Annotated in this window: 16 protein-coding genes and 1 tRNA gene; 11 read left to right on the top strand and 6 right to left on the bottom strand. The window is 70.8% G+C overall.

Annotation, left to right across the window (positions count from 1 at the left end):
- Window positions 1-31 precede the first annotated feature (31 nt).
- On the bottom strand, window positions 32-961 hold the full coding sequence (locus tag KSO97_RS04020) for an ATP-binding protein (protein ID WP_232676646.1): 930 nt from the start codon (window positions 959-961) through the stop codon (window positions 32-34).
- Window positions 962-1,306: 345 nt separating this feature from the next.
- Between KSO97_RS04020 and KSO97_RS04015 the strand changes: the two genes are divergently transcribed.
- Window positions 1,307-2,788, top strand: a complete 1,482-nt coding sequence (locus KSO97_RS04015; RefSeq protein ID WP_232676644.1) for an NAD(P)/FAD-dependent oxidoreductase — start codon at window positions 1,307-1,309, stop codon at window positions 2,786-2,788.
- 72 nt (window positions 2,789-2,860) lie between these two features.
- On the opposite strand, the gene KSO97_RS04010 is transcribed toward KSO97_RS04015, so the two are convergent.
- Both KSO97_RS04010 and KSO97_RS04005 read right to left on the bottom strand, forming a co-directional pair.
- Complete coding sequence (locus tag KSO97_RS04010) at window positions 2,861-3,538, bottom strand: PaaI family thioesterase (protein ID WP_232676643.1); 678 nt, start codon at window positions 3,536-3,538, stop codon at window positions 2,861-2,863.
- A gap of 64 nt (window positions 3,539-3,602) precedes the next feature.
- Window positions 3,603-4,523: a hypothetical protein gene (locus KSO97_RS04005; RefSeq protein WP_232676641.1), complete on the bottom strand. Its 921-nt coding sequence runs from the start codon at window positions 4,521-4,523 to the stop codon at window positions 3,603-3,605.
- 164 nt (window positions 4,524-4,687) lie between these two features.
- Here KSO97_RS04005 and KSO97_RS04000 point away from each other — a divergent pair, with 164 nt between their 5' ends.
- From KSO97_RS04000 to KSO97_RS03980, 5 genes are all read left to right on the top strand, one after another.
- Window positions 4,688-5,974, top strand: a complete 1,287-nt coding sequence (locus KSO97_RS04000; RefSeq protein WP_232676639.1) for an acyl-CoA dehydrogenase family protein — start codon at window positions 4,688-4,690, stop codon at window positions 5,972-5,974.
- Window positions 5,974-7,131, top strand: coding sequence for a zinc-binding dehydrogenase (locus KSO97_RS03995; protein WP_232676638.1), 1,158 nt, complete (start codon window positions 5,974-5,976; stop codon window positions 7,129-7,131). Before KSO97_RS04000 ends, KSO97_RS03995 begins: the two co-directional genes overlap by 1 nt.
- 159 nt (window positions 7,132-7,290) lie before the next feature.
- The gene (locus KSO97_RS03990) at window positions 7,291-7,965 is read left to right on the top strand and encodes a response regulator transcription factor (protein WP_232676637.1); all 675 of its coding nucleotides are present in this window, start codon (window positions 7,291-7,293) and stop codon (window positions 7,963-7,965) included.
- Between the two features lie 108 nt (window positions 7,966-8,073).
- A complete protein-coding gene (locus KSO97_RS03985) occupies window positions 8,074-9,018 on the top strand; it encodes a DICT sensory domain-containing protein (RefSeq protein ID WP_232676636.1) in 945 nt (314 codons plus the stop codon).
- A 43-nt stretch (window positions 9,019-9,061) separates the two neighbouring features.
- Window positions 9,062-9,481 (top strand): ATP-binding protein, encoded by a 420-nt coding sequence (locus KSO97_RS03980; RefSeq protein WP_232676635.1) that lies wholly within the window; start codon window positions 9,062-9,064, stop codon window positions 9,479-9,481.
- Window positions 9,482-9,517: 36 nt separating this feature from the next.
- Here KSO97_RS03980 and KSO97_RS03975 read toward each other — a convergent pair whose 3' ends face one another.
- Window positions 9,518-9,835: an STAS domain-containing protein gene (locus KSO97_RS03975; protein ID WP_232676634.1), complete on the bottom strand. Its 318-nt coding sequence runs from the start codon at window positions 9,833-9,835 to the stop codon at window positions 9,518-9,520.
- A gap of 57 nt (window positions 9,836-9,892) precedes the next feature.
- Window positions 9,893-10,723, bottom strand: coding sequence for a sulfotransferase (locus KSO97_RS03970; RefSeq protein ID WP_232676633.1), 831 nt, complete (start codon window positions 10,721-10,723; stop codon window positions 9,893-9,895).
- Between the two features lie 74 nt (window positions 10,724-10,797).
- On the opposite strand from KSO97_RS03970, the gene KSO97_RS03965 reads away from it, so the two are divergent.
- The 3 genes from KSO97_RS03965 (at window position 10,798) to KSO97_RS03955 (ending at window position 11,766) form a co-directional block, all read left to right on the top strand.
- Window positions 10,798-10,870 (top strand) — tRNA-Lys (locus KSO97_RS03965).
- 316 nt (window positions 10,871-11,186) lie between these two features.
- Window positions 11,187-11,390 carry a cold-shock protein gene (locus KSO97_RS03960; RefSeq protein WP_068108172.1) on the top strand — a complete coding sequence of 68 codons (204 nt, stop codon included), beginning with the start codon at window positions 11,187-11,189 and terminating at the stop codon, window positions 11,388-11,390.
- A 223-nt stretch (window positions 11,391-11,613) separates the two neighbouring features.
- On the top strand, window positions 11,614-11,766 hold the full coding sequence (locus KSO97_RS03955; RefSeq protein ID WP_232676632.1) for a hypothetical protein: 153 nt from the start codon (window positions 11,614-11,616) through the stop codon (window positions 11,764-11,766).
- A gap of 59 nt (window positions 11,767-11,825) precedes the next feature.
- Here the strand turns inward: KSO97_RS03955 and KSO97_RS03950 are convergent, their stop codons facing one another.
- Window positions 11,826-12,875: a hypothetical protein gene (locus tag KSO97_RS03950; RefSeq protein WP_232676631.1), complete on the bottom strand. Its 1,050-nt coding sequence runs from the start codon at window positions 12,873-12,875 to the stop codon at window positions 11,826-11,828.
- A gap of 48 nt (window positions 12,876-12,923) precedes the next feature.
- On the opposite strand from KSO97_RS03950, the gene KSO97_RS18185 reads away from it, so the two are divergent.
- Window positions 12,924-13,805 (top strand): NUDIX hydrolase, encoded by an 882-nt coding sequence (locus KSO97_RS18185; RefSeq protein WP_232676630.1) that lies wholly within the window; start codon window positions 12,924-12,926, stop codon window positions 13,803-13,805.
- A 221-nt stretch (window positions 13,806-14,026) separates the two neighbouring features.
- Window positions 14,027-15,130: a phosphate ABC transporter substrate-binding protein PstS gene (locus tag KSO97_RS03940; protein WP_232676629.1), complete on the top strand. Its 1,104-nt coding sequence runs from the start codon at window positions 14,027-14,029 to the stop codon at window positions 15,128-15,130.
- The last annotated feature ends 56 nt before the right edge of the window (window positions 15,131-15,186 follow it).

Raw genomic sequence — 15,186 nt, 5'->3', positions numbered from 1 at the left:
CGCTGCGAGGGCTCTCTCGCGGCAGAACCGCTCAGTGGGCCGAGGCGCACTCACGCCCCGACGCCGTCGACCACGCCCGCGGTCGCTCTCCGCGCAGCTGGCGCACGACCTCGCCCAGGAACCAGGTCTGGAAGTCACGTTCGTGCGGGGTACGCGCCAGCGAGAGCATCCGTTCCTGGCGGCAGAACTCGTCGGTGAGGTCGAGCAGCTCGCCGAACCGAGCCACCGCGCCGGCGACGTCGTCGGGCACCCGCAGGTGGACGTCGGTCACCTCGCGCCCGGCATCGATCGCCGCCGTGATGTCGGGATGCCCGACGCTGAGGGAGAGCTCACGGCCCAGGGTGTCGAAGTGGGCCGAGAGATCACGCGCGAGCGGGTAGTCGCCGGCGTGCGCCAGGGTGAGGAGCCCGACCTCGCGGCGCAGCTCGCGGAAGTGCCGGTGGAAAGCCAGATAGTCCGCGACCGGCACGCCGAGCAGGTGCACCTCGGCCTCGGCGTCAGGGGGTGTGGAGTCTCCGTCGGCTGCGCCCGAGAGGGTGCCGGCGGGCCCGTCGTCATCGGAGAACCCGCGAGCGGGTGCGAACCACACCGTCTTGCCGTCGTCCTCCAGCATGGTTCCCCACGCGTCGGAGGCACGCGCCACGATGCTCAGGCCCCGGCCGAACGTGAGGAGCAGGTCGTCGATCTCGTCCGAGGCCTCCGCGATCGTCATCACCGGCGGATCGATCGAGCCGTCGCGGACCTCGATGCGGGGGTGCTCGTGCGTGCCGCGCACCTGGACTCGGATGGGCGGCACGGCGTGGAGGAGCGCATTGGTGACCAGTTCGGAGACCCCCAGCTCGGCGCACTCGAGGAGATCCTCACGGCCGATCTCGGTGAAGGTCTCGACCACCCAACGCCGTGCCTCCTGCACACTGCGCGGCCCAGCGCCCAGCGACAGGGCGAGCCTGTTGAGCGGCACGGGGATCTCCGGGAGTCGAGCTGGTCGGCGGTCTCTGGTCGGCGAGCCGACCGCTGGGCGGGTGAGTCGGCGGAGCCGAATCCCCCGGCGTGTACCCATCCCCGAGTGCCGGGCAAACGCAGGCGCTTGAAAATTCTCCCACCTCGTCGTGGTCCGCGCCGGTAGGCGGCCCGCCCCGAGGCCGCGTGGCGGCCGATTGTGACGCACCAGACGCCGTCGAGGGTGTGCGCCGAGAGGTGCTGCGACGGAAGAATAGGCGCAGATGAAGGGCCCCGGCCTGAGGCCGGGCAGCGGCCCCCACGGTGACGCCGGACGGTGACGCCGAAGATCCAGGTAAGGAATGGCATGAGCTCACATCAGCCCGAGGACCGTGTGGCCGAGCGCCGCAGCGATCGGCACCACGTGGTCGTGATCGGCTCTGGATTCGGTGGCCTCTTCGGCACGTCCGCGCTCAAGCGCGCCGATGTCGACGTCACCATGATCGCCAAGACCACCCACCATCTCTTCCAGCCGTTGCTCTACCAGGTGGCGACCGGCATCCTCTCCGAAGGCGAGATCGCGCCGCCGACTCGCGAGATCCTCGCGCGGCAGAAGAACGCGCAGGTGCTGCTCGGCGAGGTCACCGGCATCGACCTCGAGGCGCAGACCGTGACCTCGCACGTGCTGGGCCGCGAGACGGTGCACTCCTACGACTCGCTGATCGTCGCCGCCGGCGCCGGCCAGTCCTACTTCGGCAACGACCACTTCGCGGTCTACGCCCCCGGGATGAAGAGCATCGACGACGCGCTGGAGCTACGCGGCCGCATCTTCGGCGCCTTCGAGCTCGCCGAGCTCGGGGCCAGCCGGGGAGAGAACGTCGACCACCTGTTGACGTTCGTCGTCGTGGGTGCCGGCCCGACCGGTGTCGAGATGGCCGGTCAGATCGCCGAGCTCGCGCACCGCACCCTCAAGCGCGACTTCCGCGCGATCAACACCCGCACGGCGCGTGTCGTCCTCGTGGACGCCGCCCCGCAGGTGCTGCCGCCGTTCGGTGCACGCCTGGGCGACTGGACCAAGCGCGGCCTGGAGCGCCTCGGTGTCGAGGTGATGCTCGGCGCGATGGTGACCGACGTCGACGAGCGCGGCCTGACGGTCAAGTTCAAGGACGACCGCGTCGAGCGCGTCGACGCCGTCACCAAGGTGTGGGCGGCGGGTGTGCAGGCCAGCCCGTTGGCGCGGACGCTCGCCGAGCAGACCGGTGCGCCGCTCGACCGCTCGGGGCGGATCGGCGTGAATCCCGACCTCACGCTCCCCGGACACCCCGAGGTGTTCGTCGTCGGCGACATGATCTCCCTCGACAACCTGCCCGGCGTCGCGCAGGTCGCCATCCAGGGCGCGAAGTACGCCGCCAAGGAGATCCAGGGTCGGCTGCACGGCAAGCCCGCCCAGAAGCCGTTCAAGTACTTCGACAAGGGCTCGATGGCCACGATCAGCCGGTTCAAGGCGGTCGCGGTGATCGGCAAGGTGCGCCTGACCGGGTTCGTTGCCTGGCTGATGTGGCTCGCCGTCCACCTCGTGTACATCACCGGCTTCAAGAACCGCGTCTCGGCGCTGGGCCACTGGTTCGTCTCGTTCCTGGGACGAGGTCGCTCCGAGCGGACGGCGACCGAGCAGCAGATCTTCGCGCGCACGGCGCTCGCGATGCTCGACCGCGGCGCGACCGACCTGGTATCGGCGCCCGGTGAGTACGACGCCGCCGCCGAGCTCGCTCGGCGTGAGGAGCTCGAGGCGAACGCCGCCGAAGAGGTCCGCCTCACCGACTCGCACGTGCGCGGCGTGAAGGTCTGAGCGTCTCGCCTGCCGTGGCCGGTGGGGTCTCGAGGCCCTCGCCGGCGCTCGGGTACCTCGACCACCGAGCGCTCAGAAGTAGTGCGGCGCGTCCGGGGAGTCGGTGCCGCCGGCCTCGCGCGCCCAGCGGGGGAGCACGAAGAGACCCTCGGCCTCGACGGTGACGCCGTCAGGCCCGCTGATCTCGCCGGCGGCCCAGGTCTTGTGACCCTCCGTGCGGGAGATCCACGCACGTGCGGAGAGGGCGCCCAACGGCGTCGGACGTCGGTAGGTGACGGTGTAGGTCGCCGTCATCCCGGGACGCCCGCCGGCGCCCGCGGCCTCGCCGAGCATCTGGTCGAGCACGAGCGCGAGGACGCCGCCGTGCACATGGCTCGGCGGCCCCTCGTAGGCCGCGCCGAGGTGGAAGTCGGCCGAGACGTTGCCCAGTGTCTCGGCGTCCTTCACGGTACGCAGCGGAGGCGCGGCCGGGTTGCGGACGCCCACCACGGTGTTGCCCCACGGCCGGCCCGTGCCGTCGCTCCCGTAGCGGACGCCGTACGCACCCGGCAGTTGCGAGCGCTGCAGGCGTGCGGCGAGGCGTTCGAGATCCTCGGTCACGGCGCGCACCTCGTCGGCGTCGACCGTGGTGCGGATCGACGCGTCGACCAACTGGCGAACGGCCTCCGCGAGAGGCTCGTACAGCGCGCGTTCCGCGGCCACCTGCTCCGGTGAGGCGTCGTCCTTGATGAATCCCGACGCGATGTCCACGGCCGCACTGTAGAACACGTTCTCGTTCGGCCGAGGGCGGCGGTCGCCGGGGAGGCCGGGAAGGTCAGTCGCGCCGGTAGCGCTGCAGCGCCTCGGTGAAGGTGCGGGGATCGACGACGGAGGAGTCGATGACGAGGGGATCGCGTCCGAAGCGGCCGAGCAGCACCTTCCAGCCGCGGCGACCCGGCGCCCCGACGACCTCGATCTGGGTGTACCTGCTGGTCAGGTCGAAGATCTCGCGCCGCGATCCGCGGCGCACTTCGAGCTGGCCGCCACGGGTCGACAACTCCATCGTCGATGCGCCGGCGCGGGCGCCGGAGATCGCGAGCGTCACGGACAGCAGGGTGCAGGCCAGCCCGATCGTCAGCGTCGTCGGCTCGTCGTAGGCGACCCATCCGGCGCCGGCGGTGGCGACCAGCGTGACCAACAACAGCACGCCGGTGACTCGGCGAGTGCCCCGGCGCGGCGAGAAGTCGACGTTCATCGACGGGCCGAGGGTCGGCGGAGGTTCGGGTGCCGGACTTGTGGGGTGCTCGGTGGCACGTCGGCCGACGGGACGGCCTGCACCGGCCTCGACTCCGCGCGGAGCGCGGGCGCTCAGCCGTCGGCCGGGTCGCCCGTCGCCGAACGGATTGTCGCCGCGTGACGACATCGGCGCGCGCGGCCGGCCACTGCCCTCCGGCTCGTCGTGAGCGGGATCAGGCCGGGCGGCGTCGACGGCGGACGGGGCGGGCGAGTTCGACGCGAGTGCGTCGTCCACCGTGGCGGCGTGCGACTCAGCGCCGGCATCGGAGGGCGCCGACCGGCTCGCAGGGGCGCGAGCGTCGCGGTCGACGGTCGAGTGCTCCGCCGACGGCGGGGGCGCGTCGGAACGGGCCGCATCGCGTGCGGCATCGCCCGGCGGCTCTCCCGTGTGGTGGGCCTGCCAGCGCGCCAGAAGGTCAGCCGCCGGGTCGTCGGCGCCTCGCGGGTCCCCCCCGGCCATGCCCGTCAACTTACTCCGCAGGCGCCGATCGCGCCGTCGGTTCCCCTCAGCGCCGGGGCAGGGCCGACGTGAGCCCTGCCATAGTGAGGCGTCCCGCGGACGCGAGCGCTCTGCGCCGACGGCGTCCTCGTGATCTCACCGTCGCCGATCACAGGAGTCTGCTGATGCCGTTCGGACCCTCCGGGATGTATCCCGCCTACGCCGCGCCGAGCGAGAAGGCGGTGCGACTCTACGAGGAGATGCTCGCCTTCATGCGCGAGGAGGTGTTCCCCGCCGAGCGGGCCTATGAGCAGTACCGGCACGACGCGCCGGCTGGTGACCACACGCTGCCCCCCGTCGTCGAGGAGCTCAAGGCCAAGGCACGCGCCCGCGGTCTGTGGAACCTCTTCCTCCCGCACGAGAGCGGCTTGACCCAGCTCGAGTACGCGCCGATCGCCGAGTTGTCGGGGTGGAGCGGAGAGCTCGCGCCGGAGGCGCTGAACTGCCAGGCGCCCGACACCGGCAACATGGAACTGCTTCACCTGGTCGGTACGGAGGACCAGAAGCGACAGTGGATGGAGCCGCTGCTGGCTGGCGAGATCCGCTCGGCGTTCGCGATGACCGAGCCCCTGGTCGCCTCGAGCGACGCCACCAACATCGAGACCCGCATCCAGCGCGACGGCGACGAGTACGTCGTGGACGGCCGCAAGTGGTGGATCTCCGGTGCGGCCGACCCGCGCTGCAAGGTGCTGATCGTGATGGGCAAGACCGATCCGGACGCCGCCACCCACCGACAGCAGTCGATGCTGATCGTCCCCGTCGACACCCCCGGGGTGGAGATCCGACGTTCGATGCCGGTCTTCGGCCGCCAGGACCAGCACGGCCACAACGAGGTCGTCTTCACCGGTGCCCGGGTCCCGGTCGGCAACCTCCTGGGCGACGAGGGCGGTGGCTTCGCGGCAGCCCAGCTGCGTCTGGGCCCCGGTCGCATCCACCACGTGATGCGTGCGCTCGGCGCAGGCGAGAGGGCGTTGGCGATGATGGTGCAGCGCGCTCAGCAGCGCCGCGCGTTCGGTGGGCCGTTGGCCGATCAGAGCGCGGTACGGGAGCGGATCGCGGAGTCGCGCGTGGAGTTGGAGCAGGCGCGGGCGCTGTGCCACCACGCCGCCCACGTCATCGACACCGAGGGCAACAAGGGTGCGCGGCACCTGATCGCGGCCGCGAAGATCGCGGTGCCGCGTGCGGTGTGCTCGGTCATCGACCGCGCGATCCAGCTGCACGGGGCGGCCGGCATCAGCGACGCGACGCCGCTCTCCGCGCTCTACGGCTGGCACCGTGCGATGCGCATCTTCGACGGCCCCGACGAGGCCCACCTGACGACGCTCGCGCGCGCCGAGCTCGGTCGCGAGCCGCTCTTCGAGCTGCCCGAGACGATCTTCAGCCAGTTCCGCGACCTGGACGGCGACCACTGATGCGCGCCGTCGTCTGTCAGAACGGCGACCTCGAGGTCCGCGACGTCGCGCCGCCCGAGCCGGGCCGCGGGCAGCTGGTGCTGGACGTTCTGGCGTGCGGCATCTGCGGCTCCGATCTCCACGCCCGCCACCATGCCGACGAGGCGGGCGAGGCGATCGCCGCGTCGGGCTATGCCGACTTCATGCGCGGCACCGACGCCGTGGTGCTGGGCCACGAGTTCTGCGGAGAGGTCGTCGAGGCCGGCCGGGGTGCGCGGATCCGACCCGGTACCCGTGTCGTCGCGATGCCGATCGCTCGCGCTCACGGCGGCGTCCACCTGACCGGACTGACGCCGAAGCTGGGCGGCGGGTACGCCGAGCAGGTGCTGGTGCAGCAGGCCCTGACGTTCCCGGTGCCCAACGGCCTCGACACCGACATCGCGGCGATGACCGAGCCGATGGCCGTGGCACTTCACGCCGTCCGGCGTGGTGCGGTGGCGCGCGGCCAGGTGGCGATCGTCATCGGCTGCGGTCCGATCGGTCTGGGCGTCATCGCGATGTTGAAGGCCCAGGGCGTGCGCACCGTCGTCGCGAGCGACTTCTCACCGGCCCGTCGCGCTCTCGCGGAGAGGATGGGCGCCGACGTCGTGGTGGATCCGTCGCTCGATTCTCCCTACGAGGTGCCCGGCGCGCGGTTCTTGGACGCCCCGGGGCTGCTGGAGCTCGCCGTCGGCAGCATGGAGAAGCTGCGCGCGGTTCCGCTCCTGCCCTGGCACCACGTGATGCGCGCGGCCGAGCGTCTCGGTGCCGGTCCGTCGGGGCCGGTGGTCTTCGAGTGCGTCGGCGTTCCCGGCATGCTGGACGGAGTGCTGGAGGCCGCCCCGCTCTACAGCCGCGTGGTGGTGGTCGGGGTGTGCATGGGTCAGGACTCGCTCCGCCCGGCGCTCGGCATCAACAAGGAGATCGAGCTGCGGTTCGTGCTCGGGTACACCCCGGTCGAGTTCGCCGAGACGCTCGGGCTGCTCGCCGACGGCACGGTGGATCCGCGTCCTCTCCTGACCGGGCGAGTCGGCCTGGACGGCGTCGCGGAGGCGTTCACGGTGCTCGGAGACCCCGAGGCCCACGCCAAGATCATGGTGCGGCCGCAGCAGGTCGGTGGCGGGGTCTCGCCCGTGTGAGGCTGCCGGCGCGCCGCGCCGCTTCGTCGTCCGACGTCGTCGCGTCGAGGTTTTCCACCGAGTTGTCCACAGATGTGGACAAGATGTCGAGGTTCTGTCTAATATCTCAACAAGACGTCGAAGTGCGACGTCGACATCGCTTCGGGAGGATCCATGGCTATGAACGCTCCGCTGCAGATCACGCTGGTCGACGACAGCGACCTGGCCCAGGCCGGATTCGCCAAGTTGCTGGAGCCCTACGCCGAGCGCGTCGTGGTCCTCGACTACCGCGACGCCATCGCGCGCCCCGCCGAGCTCGACGCCGTGCTGTACGAGCCGATGGGGCAGTCCAGTATGTCGGCCTCGCTCCTGCGCGACCTGCAGACCGCCGGTCACGCCCAGGCCGCGGTCTACACCTGGGCCGGACGCGACCAGCTCCCCGCGCAGCCGGCCAACCCCCTGCTCTCCAAGTCCCTCACCGCTTCTCAGCTCGTGGTCTCGGTGGAGAAGCTCGTCGACGGTCGTTTCGAGGAGCCTGCGCAGCGCGCCGAGGTCCCGGTGGTCGCGATGGCATCGGGCGCCGAGGCTGCGGGCGAGATCGTCGAGGCCGAGGCCGTCACGTTCGTCGATGACGCCGGGCTCACGCCGCGCGAGGCCGACATCGTGGCGTTGATCGTGGCCGGCCACAGCAATCGCGAGATCGGCGAGGAGCTGCAACTGAGCATCAACTCCGTGAAGACCTACATCCGCAGCGCCTACCGGAAGATGGGCGTCGAGCGTCGCACTCAGGCCGTGCTGTGGGGCCTTGCCCGCGGCCTCGGGGCGGACCCGAGCGCTGAGGCCCTCGTGTCCTGACGAGCGAGGTCCGCGAGAAGAGGCTGACGCCACGACCGCACCGGAGGCCGCGCACCGTCAAGGTCTAGACACGGCGTAGAAGTTGGGATGCGCAATGATGAGGATGTCATGAACGCGCTGTCGAATGCTGAGCAGAACGAGCTGCGGCCGGATGAGGCCGCCGGCCTGACCATCGGCGAGCTCGCTGATCGTACGGGTGTGTCCGCGGCGACCCTGCGCGTGTGGGAGACCCGATACGGGTTCCCTGTTCCTCATCGTCTTCCCTCCGGCCATCGCCGCTATCCGGAGTCGTTGGTCGCCACCGTTCAGACGGTGGTGGCGAACCGCGACGGCGGTGTCCGTCTCGACGTCGCGATCCGGCACGTGCTCGCCGGCACCGACGCGCCCCTCTCCGGTGGTGGCGAACCGGCTGTGTCGACAGGCGGCGCTCACGCACGCCGGGCGGAGCCGCCGTCGGTCTTCGCCCGGTTGCGTCGTAGCCACCCTCATCTCGCCGCCCAGCGCTTGCGCAAGTCCACCCTGATCGGTCTGTCGTGGGCGATCGAGGACGAGTTCTGTGCCCGGTCCCACCGGGCGCACGTGTTCGGCTCGTTCCAGTTGCAACGTCACTACGCGGCGGCCGAGCAGCGCTGGACCGATCTTGCGCGCACGACCGCCTCGACGTTCGTCTTCGCCGACTTTCCGCGGGAGCTCGCCACGACCGAACTCCCCTACCTGGTGCCGCTGGCCGCCGATCACCCCATGCGGCGGGAGTGGACGGTCGTGTGCGACAGCGCCGACCTCCCGGCGGCGCTCTCGGCGTGGGAACTCCCAGGGCAGCACGACGTCCCCGACCGGGATCGGCTCTTCGAGGCGATGTGGACCGTCGAGCCGGTCGCCGTCCGTGACGCCGCCCGGGTGTGCGCGGCGATCGCGGCGGATGCAGGGGTCCTCGGCGCCGCTGGCGTCGTCGCCGACCTCGAGTCGCCGCCCGATGCCCGACCAGACCCGATGCTCGCGACGTCGCTGTTCAACCGGGTCCTCGCCTACGTCGACCATCCTCATCGACGCTGATCGCCGACCCCACGCGTCCGAATCGAACGGAAGGTGGACCACGATGCCGCGCTTCTCAGACTTCATCACCGCCAGCGGTGCCAAGGGCACCGAGGTCGCAGTGCCCTGCGAGGTACCCGCGATCTCGATCACGCGCCGTCAGCTCGCCGACGAGCTCGTCGCTGCCGGCTGCTCCGAGCAGGTGGTGCGCAATGCCGTCGTGGTGCTGAGCGAGCTCTTGATGAACGCGATGATCCACGGCGTGCCGGACGAGGAGGACCGTGTCTGCGCGCGGTGGTGGGTCATCGACGGCGTGGTCGCCGTCTCGGTGACCGACGCCGGGGGCACCGGTCTCCCTCGTTTGGAACGTGCTTCTCTCTCAGACGCCGGTGGGCGTGGGCTCCTCGTCGTCGACGCCGTCAGCGCCTCGTGGACCGTGGACACCTCCGACGGCACCACCGTCACCGCGATCGTCCGCGACTGACGGCCGCGGCCGCGACACCAGCGTCCGCAGGTCGGTTCAGTCGCCCGACGTCGGGCGCGTCGCGGAGACCGGGAGCCCGCTGATCGTCAATGTGGTCGCTGCGTGGGTGCCGGGAGGAGCGACGAGCGTCAGGCCGTCGCCACGCTGGATCGCTCGCGACCATGCCATGGCCAGGACGCCGATCGCCGCGCTCGGCAGGAACTCCACGGCGCCGACGTCGATCGTCCCGGACGGGCATTCGGCCAGGTACTTGCTGACCTCGTCGTCGAGATCGGTGATCCGGTGCTCGTCGATCGTGCCGGCGACGACGAGGACGTCGCCGTCACGCCTGCAACTCATCGCCCGGTCGAACACGCGCTGAATGTAACGGATGGGGCGCAGAGGATGGTGCGGGTGGGGCCGCGGTGATCCTCAGGTGGCGCGTGCCCACGGCAGGCGGCGCCCGAGCCGGTCCTCGAGCGCGAGGATCTCGGGCGTCAACTCCTCGCGCAGCTGGTGCAGCTGCGCATCGTCGATCGTGATCGTCCATCGCGGTGAGCGCCGTATGCGCTCGGGCATGCGGTCCATCGCCGCGCGGCGCCATCCGTGCGCATGACGGCGGCGCATCTCGAAGTGATCGGCCCGCACGTTCACCCGGCCGGTGAGCGTGCGCGGCACGAAGTCGGGGTCGACGTCGAGATGGGTGAAGACACGGCGCAGGGCCCCGGGCTTCGCCTCGTCGGGTCGGATGTCCTCCTCGTAGACCAGGACGGCGAAACGCTCGAGCGGGTAGTGCCGCAGCCAGGCGTCGAGCTGGGTCGCGTAGCGGCTGAACTCCCGTAGTCCCGGGCGTTCGCCGATCGCCGTGCGGAGCGACGTCGTCGGCGCGATCCGACCTGCCTGCATGTTGTGGAAGTAGGCGCTGACGGCCCGATCGACCGGGTCGCGCAGGCACAGCACCAGCCGCAGATCGGGATAGGCGGCGGCGATCCGTTCCGCCGAGCCGAGCGTGTGGTCGCCCGAGCCGACGCCGGTCGTCCACCAGTAGTTGGGGGTGAACTCGCCGATCGCGCGAGCGCCGGGGGAGGCGGGGAACTGCGCCTCGTACCAGTCCAAGCCACGCGCGTACGCGGCCTCGTGGTTGAAGAAGTGAAGCTCCTTGCGGGTGCCCGTGGCGACCTGGGGGTGGCGCCGCACCATCTCCGCCAGCCACGTCGTCCCGCACTTCTGCGCGCCGATGCAGAGGAACGTCGGCGCCGGCACGGGTGCAGCCTAGTGTCGCCGGCGGCACTGGAGCCCGTACCGGCGCGACCCCGCCCCCCGCGTAGGGTGAGCACGGGCCCTTAGCTCAGTTGGTAGAGCACCGGACTTTTAATCCGAGGGTCGTCGGTTCGAGCCCGACAGGGCCTACTGACACGTTCCGAGGCTCGCTCCGGCCCCTCGCGAGCCGCGTGCGCTCGTCCGTGGTTACCGCTCCGTCGACAGAAGTTCACGGGAGCTGCCGAAATTGGATCGCCCCGGACGGTGGGCGAGAGCGAAGTTGCCGGTAGTGTCAGTACTGCAACAGGTGCAAGTTCCAGCTGGTCTGACGCCCGCGGAGTTTGTGATCCGACGGCGTTTCTGCTTTGTGGTGCTACCAATCACGGATCGGAGCGACGTGTCACCGCGCCTGCTGTGGGTCGCCGAGGTGGCGGCTCTCGCCCCGATACAAGGAGTAACGAGCACTATGGCTCAGGGCACCGTGAAGTGGTTCAACGCTGAGAAGGGCTTCGGCTTCATCGCGCAGGAGGACGGCGGCGACGACGTTTTCGTGCACTACTCGGCCATCCAGACGCAGGGCTACAAGTCCCTCGACGAGAACCAGAAGGTCGAGTTCGACGTCACCCAGGGCCCGAAGGGCCCGCAGGCGGAGAACGTCCGCGCTGTCTGATCTGCCCCTAGGTACGCCTAGCTAGATCACACACGCAACACCGGGCTGCGGCTCGTCGTCCTGCGGGGCGCCGGGCCGCAGTCCGTTGCTTTTCGGCGACCGGTTCGATCCGTCAGAACGGCGTCAGGTGGGAATGGCCCGATCTAGCCATCGGCCTGCCTCACGCGTGCGGCGTAGGGTGGTCAGCACGGCCATTCGGGGGCAGCAGAGGTGGGGAGGACCCATGTACGACCAGTTCGACGTGTCGCTGGAGGACGTCGACCTGCTCGGCGAGGTCGAGCTCACCACGAACCTGATCATCGCCGCGACCGAGTCCGAGGGCCCGTTGTCGGCCGACGAGATCGACCGCATCCTCGGCGTGGCCCCGTCGGCCTGACCGCGCACGCCTCGTGCGACGGGCGTCGGCGGTGAGGTGGAGTCCGCTGGCGCGGCCTCTCAGCAGGTCGCGAACAGCACCGGACCGGTACTGAGATCGGAGAACGCGTACGCGCCGGCGACGGCGTCCAGGTGCATCGTCACGACCGAACCGTCGGCGACGACCTCCTCGACGGCGAACCGGTCGGCGAACGTACTGCCCTGACCGGGCGCCGGGCCGGCCGCGAGCACGGCGCGTGAGTCGGCGTTCCGGCGCGCGCGCTCGTCGTCCTCGAAGGAGAGGGCTGCGGTGAGCGCGCCGGACGCCGTCAGCCCGAACCCGTAGCCGGTCATCGGATCGACGGGGCCGGCTGCGGCGACGAGCGCGTCCGCGGTGGCCTGCTCGCCGGCGTCGGCATGCCCCATCGCCAGCTCGCTGCAGGCCTGCGCGCCGGTGTACACGACGGCGGTCGCGGCGTCGCCGAGCGCGGCGAGAACGCCGTCGGGCACGGGGTGGTTGTCCTCGGCCGCTGCGGCATCGCGTGCGACGTCGACACCGGCCGCCGAGCTGCTGGCGAATACGAGCCGGCGCTCGACGTCGAGCGCGACGAACGCCAGCTCGGGCGTCACGCGGGCCGTGATGGGCGCCGTCGCCGAGTCGGTCGACCATGTGCCCTCGGCTGTCGACGGCTCGGCGTACTCCAGCGAGCGGAGGTTGTCCGTCACGTCGTCGAAGTCCACGACGTCGGTCAGGCGCAGCGTGATCGAGGAGGTCTTCTCCCCCTGGCTGAGCAGCTCCCAGTCGGCGGTCGCGGGGGAGAAGCCGAAGTCGGTCTGCATCACCGCGGCCGACTCGCCCAGCGCGGAGGTGGACACCAAGTCCGCGTCGAACCCACGGGAGAGCAGCTCCTCGACGTCGTTCGCAGGCGATGTCGCGGTCAGCTCCATGTCCGCGCTGCGCCGTACGGCCGCCCAGTCGGTCCATGCGTAGCGCTCGGCTGCCGGTGCCCCGGTGACTGCCGACTCCAGGCGGGTCGCCTCGTCTGGCCACCACCGCCACGCGAGGATGCCGGCCACGAGCGCCAGCACGACCGCGGCGCCTGCGATCGTGATCACACGTCGGTGAGACATTCGCTTGCCGGTCTCCTCGTTGTCGGATCGTCTGGGCAGACTAGCCAGGTGGTCGACGTGCTCGCGGCAGGTGTGGTCGTGTTCCGTCCTGGGCGCCAGGTGCTGCTGGTCCACCGACCGAAGTACGACGACTGGTCCTTCCCGAAGGGCAAGGTCGATCGGGGCGAGCACCCCGCTGCCGCCGCCGTCCGCGAGGTGGCGGAGGAGACCGGACTCCATGTGCGGCTCTGCCTGCCGTTGACGACGCAGCACTATCCGATCGCGCCGTTGCGCGACGGCCGCCCTCGCACCAAGAGCGTGCAGTACTGGGCGGGGCGCACGGTCGGCAGCACCGACACCTCGGTCCGTCTGCCAGACGACGAGGTCGACCAAGTGCGGTGGGTGCCTGTCGAGGAGGCCGCCGATCTCCTCACCTATCCCCACGATCGCGCGACGCTCGACGAGGCGCTGGCGCGTCGCTCGCGCACGCGAGCCGTCATCGTGCTGCGGCACGGGCGCGCTCGGTCGCGACGTACATGGCGTGCCGATGATCGCGAGCGTCCGCTCCTGAGGGCCGGTGAGGAGCAGGCGCTGCGGGCGGTGCCGCTGCTCGCCGCCTACGACGTGAGCCGGATCGTCAGCTCGCCGAGCCGTCGGTGCGAGCAGACCGTCGACCCCTACGCATCGGCCACCGGCTGGGGCGTCGAGCCCCGGCGACGGCTCTCCGAGGAGGACGTCACGGTGCGCGGCGTGGAGAAGCTGATCGCCGACATCCTCGACGACAAGCGCGGCACGGTGATCTGCACCCATCGCCCGGTGCTGCCGACGGTGATCGCCGAGCTCGGCGTCGATCCGGGCGACCTCGGATCGCCCCTGGAGCCCGGCGAGATGCTGGTGCTGCACCTCAAGGGCGTCCGGATCCGCGACATCGAGCGGCACGCTGTCCGTTGACCCGTCTTCAGGTGGAGACGGGTCAACCTGGGCGCCGTGGGCATGGCGGTGTCAAGGCCTACCCGACCTCGTTCACGTGATCGTCGTCTCGCCTACCCGGGAGAGTCGCCCACTCGGCAGATTTCGTTCACTCCTCGTTCACCGACGGCGACGCATCCGTCCACCTGCCCTCCCCAGACTCCGGTGTTGTCAGATCAGAAGACACATCAGGAGAACGCGAAGTGAAGACCTCCATCCGCCGCGGAATCGTTCCCGGCATCGCCGCTCTCGCGGTCGTCCTCTCGGCCTGCAGCGCGGGCAACAACTCCGACGCCGGCGGTAGCGACTCCGCCGGTGGCGACTACGAGGGCACCCTCAGCGGCGGCGGCGCCTCCTCCCAGGAGAAGGCCCAGAACGCCTGGCGCGCTGGCTTCCAGACCGCCAACTCCCAGGTCACGATCAACTACGACCCGGTCGGCTCGGGCGACGGTCGCGCCAACTTCATCAGCGGTGCCTACGCGTTCGCCGGCACCGACTCGGCGCTGGACGACGACGAGGGTGAGCTCACCGGCGCCCAGGAGCGCTGCGGTGGCGGAAACGTCATCCAGGTCCCGGCCTACGTCAGCCCGATCGCGGTCGTCTTCAACCTCCCGGGCATCGAGGAGCTCAGCCTCGCGCCCGACGTGATCGCCGACATCTTCGCCGGCAAGATCACGACGTGGGACGACGCGGCCATCGCCGCCACCAACGACGGCGTGGACCTGCCTGACACCACCATCTCGGTCGTGCACCGCGGTGACGACTCGGGTACCACCGAGAACTTCACCAAGTACCTCCAGGCCGCGGCCCCGGACGCGTGGACCTTCGAGCCCGACGGCGTGTGGCCGAACGAGCTCAGCGGCGCGTCGGGCGAGGGCACCTCGGGCATGATCGACCTGGTCACCCAGGGCGAGGGCTCGATCGGCTACGCCGACGCCAGCGCCACGGGCGACCTGGGCGTCGTCGCCGTCGGTGTCGGCGAGGAGTTCAACGCTCCGAGCGCCGCCGGTGCCGCTCAGGTGGTGGCGAACTCGCCGCGCACCGAGGGTGTCCCGGAGACCGACATGGCGATCGACCTCGCTCGCGACACGACCGAGGCGGGCTCCTACCCGGTGCTGCTCGTCTCCTATCTGGTCGCCTGCGAGACCTACGAGGACGCCGCTCAGGCCGAGCTCGTCAAGGGCTACCTGACCTACGTCCTCTCCGAGGACGGCCAGAAGGCCGCCGAAGGCGAGGCCGGTTCGGCCCCGCTCGACTCCGAGCTCGCCGCCGAGGCCCAGGGCCTCGTGGACGCCATCTCGGGCTGATCGCCGTCACCCACGGCCCCCGCGGGGGGGGGGGGCGGGGGCCCCCCCCCCCCCCC

Source organism: Nocardioides sp. R-C-SC26, assembly GCF_021246465.1.
Taxonomy (GTDB): Bacteria; Actinomycetota; Actinomycetes; order Propionibacteriales; family Nocardioidaceae; genus Nocardioides.
The sequence above is the reverse complement of the archived record's forward strand: the minus strand, read 5'-3'. Positions and strand labels throughout refer to the sequence as shown.

Coding starts and splice junctions, on each gene's coding strand:
- KSO97_RS04015 (WP_232676644.1), top strand. CDS start 1,307: ATGAGCTCACATCAGCCCGAGGACCGTGTGGCCGAGCGCCGCAGCGAT.
- KSO97_RS04005 (WP_232676641.1), bottom strand. CDS start 4,523: ATGGCCGGGGGGGACCCGCGAGGCGCCGACGACCCGGCGGCTGACCTT.
- KSO97_RS04000 (WP_232676639.1), top strand. CDS start 4,688: ATGCCGTTCGGACCCTCCGGGATGTATCCCGCCTACGCCGCGCCGAGC.
- KSO97_RS03995 (WP_232676638.1), top strand. CDS start 5,974: ATGCGCGCCGTCGTCTGTCAGAACGGCGACCTCGAGGTCCGCGACGTC.
- KSO97_RS03990 (WP_232676637.1), top strand. CDS start 7,291: ATGAACGCTCCGCTGCAGATCACGCTGGTCGACGACAGCGACCTGGCC.
- KSO97_RS03985 (WP_232676636.1), top strand. CDS start 8,074: ATGAACGCGCTGTCGAATGCTGAGCAGAACGAGCTGCGGCCGGATGAG.
- KSO97_RS03980 (WP_232676635.1), top strand. CDS start 9,062: ATGCCGCGCTTCTCAGACTTCATCACCGCCAGCGGTGCCAAGGGCACC.
- KSO97_RS03960 (WP_068108172.1), top strand. CDS start 11,187: ATGGCTCAGGGCACCGTGAAGTGGTTCAACGCTGAGAAGGGCTTCGGC.
- KSO97_RS03955 (WP_232676632.1), top strand. CDS start 11,614: ATGTACGACCAGTTCGACGTGTCGCTGGAGGACGTCGACCTGCTCGGC.
- KSO97_RS03950 (WP_232676631.1), bottom strand. CDS start 12,875: ATGTCTCACCGACGTGTGATCACGATCGCAGGCGCCGCGGTCGTGCTG.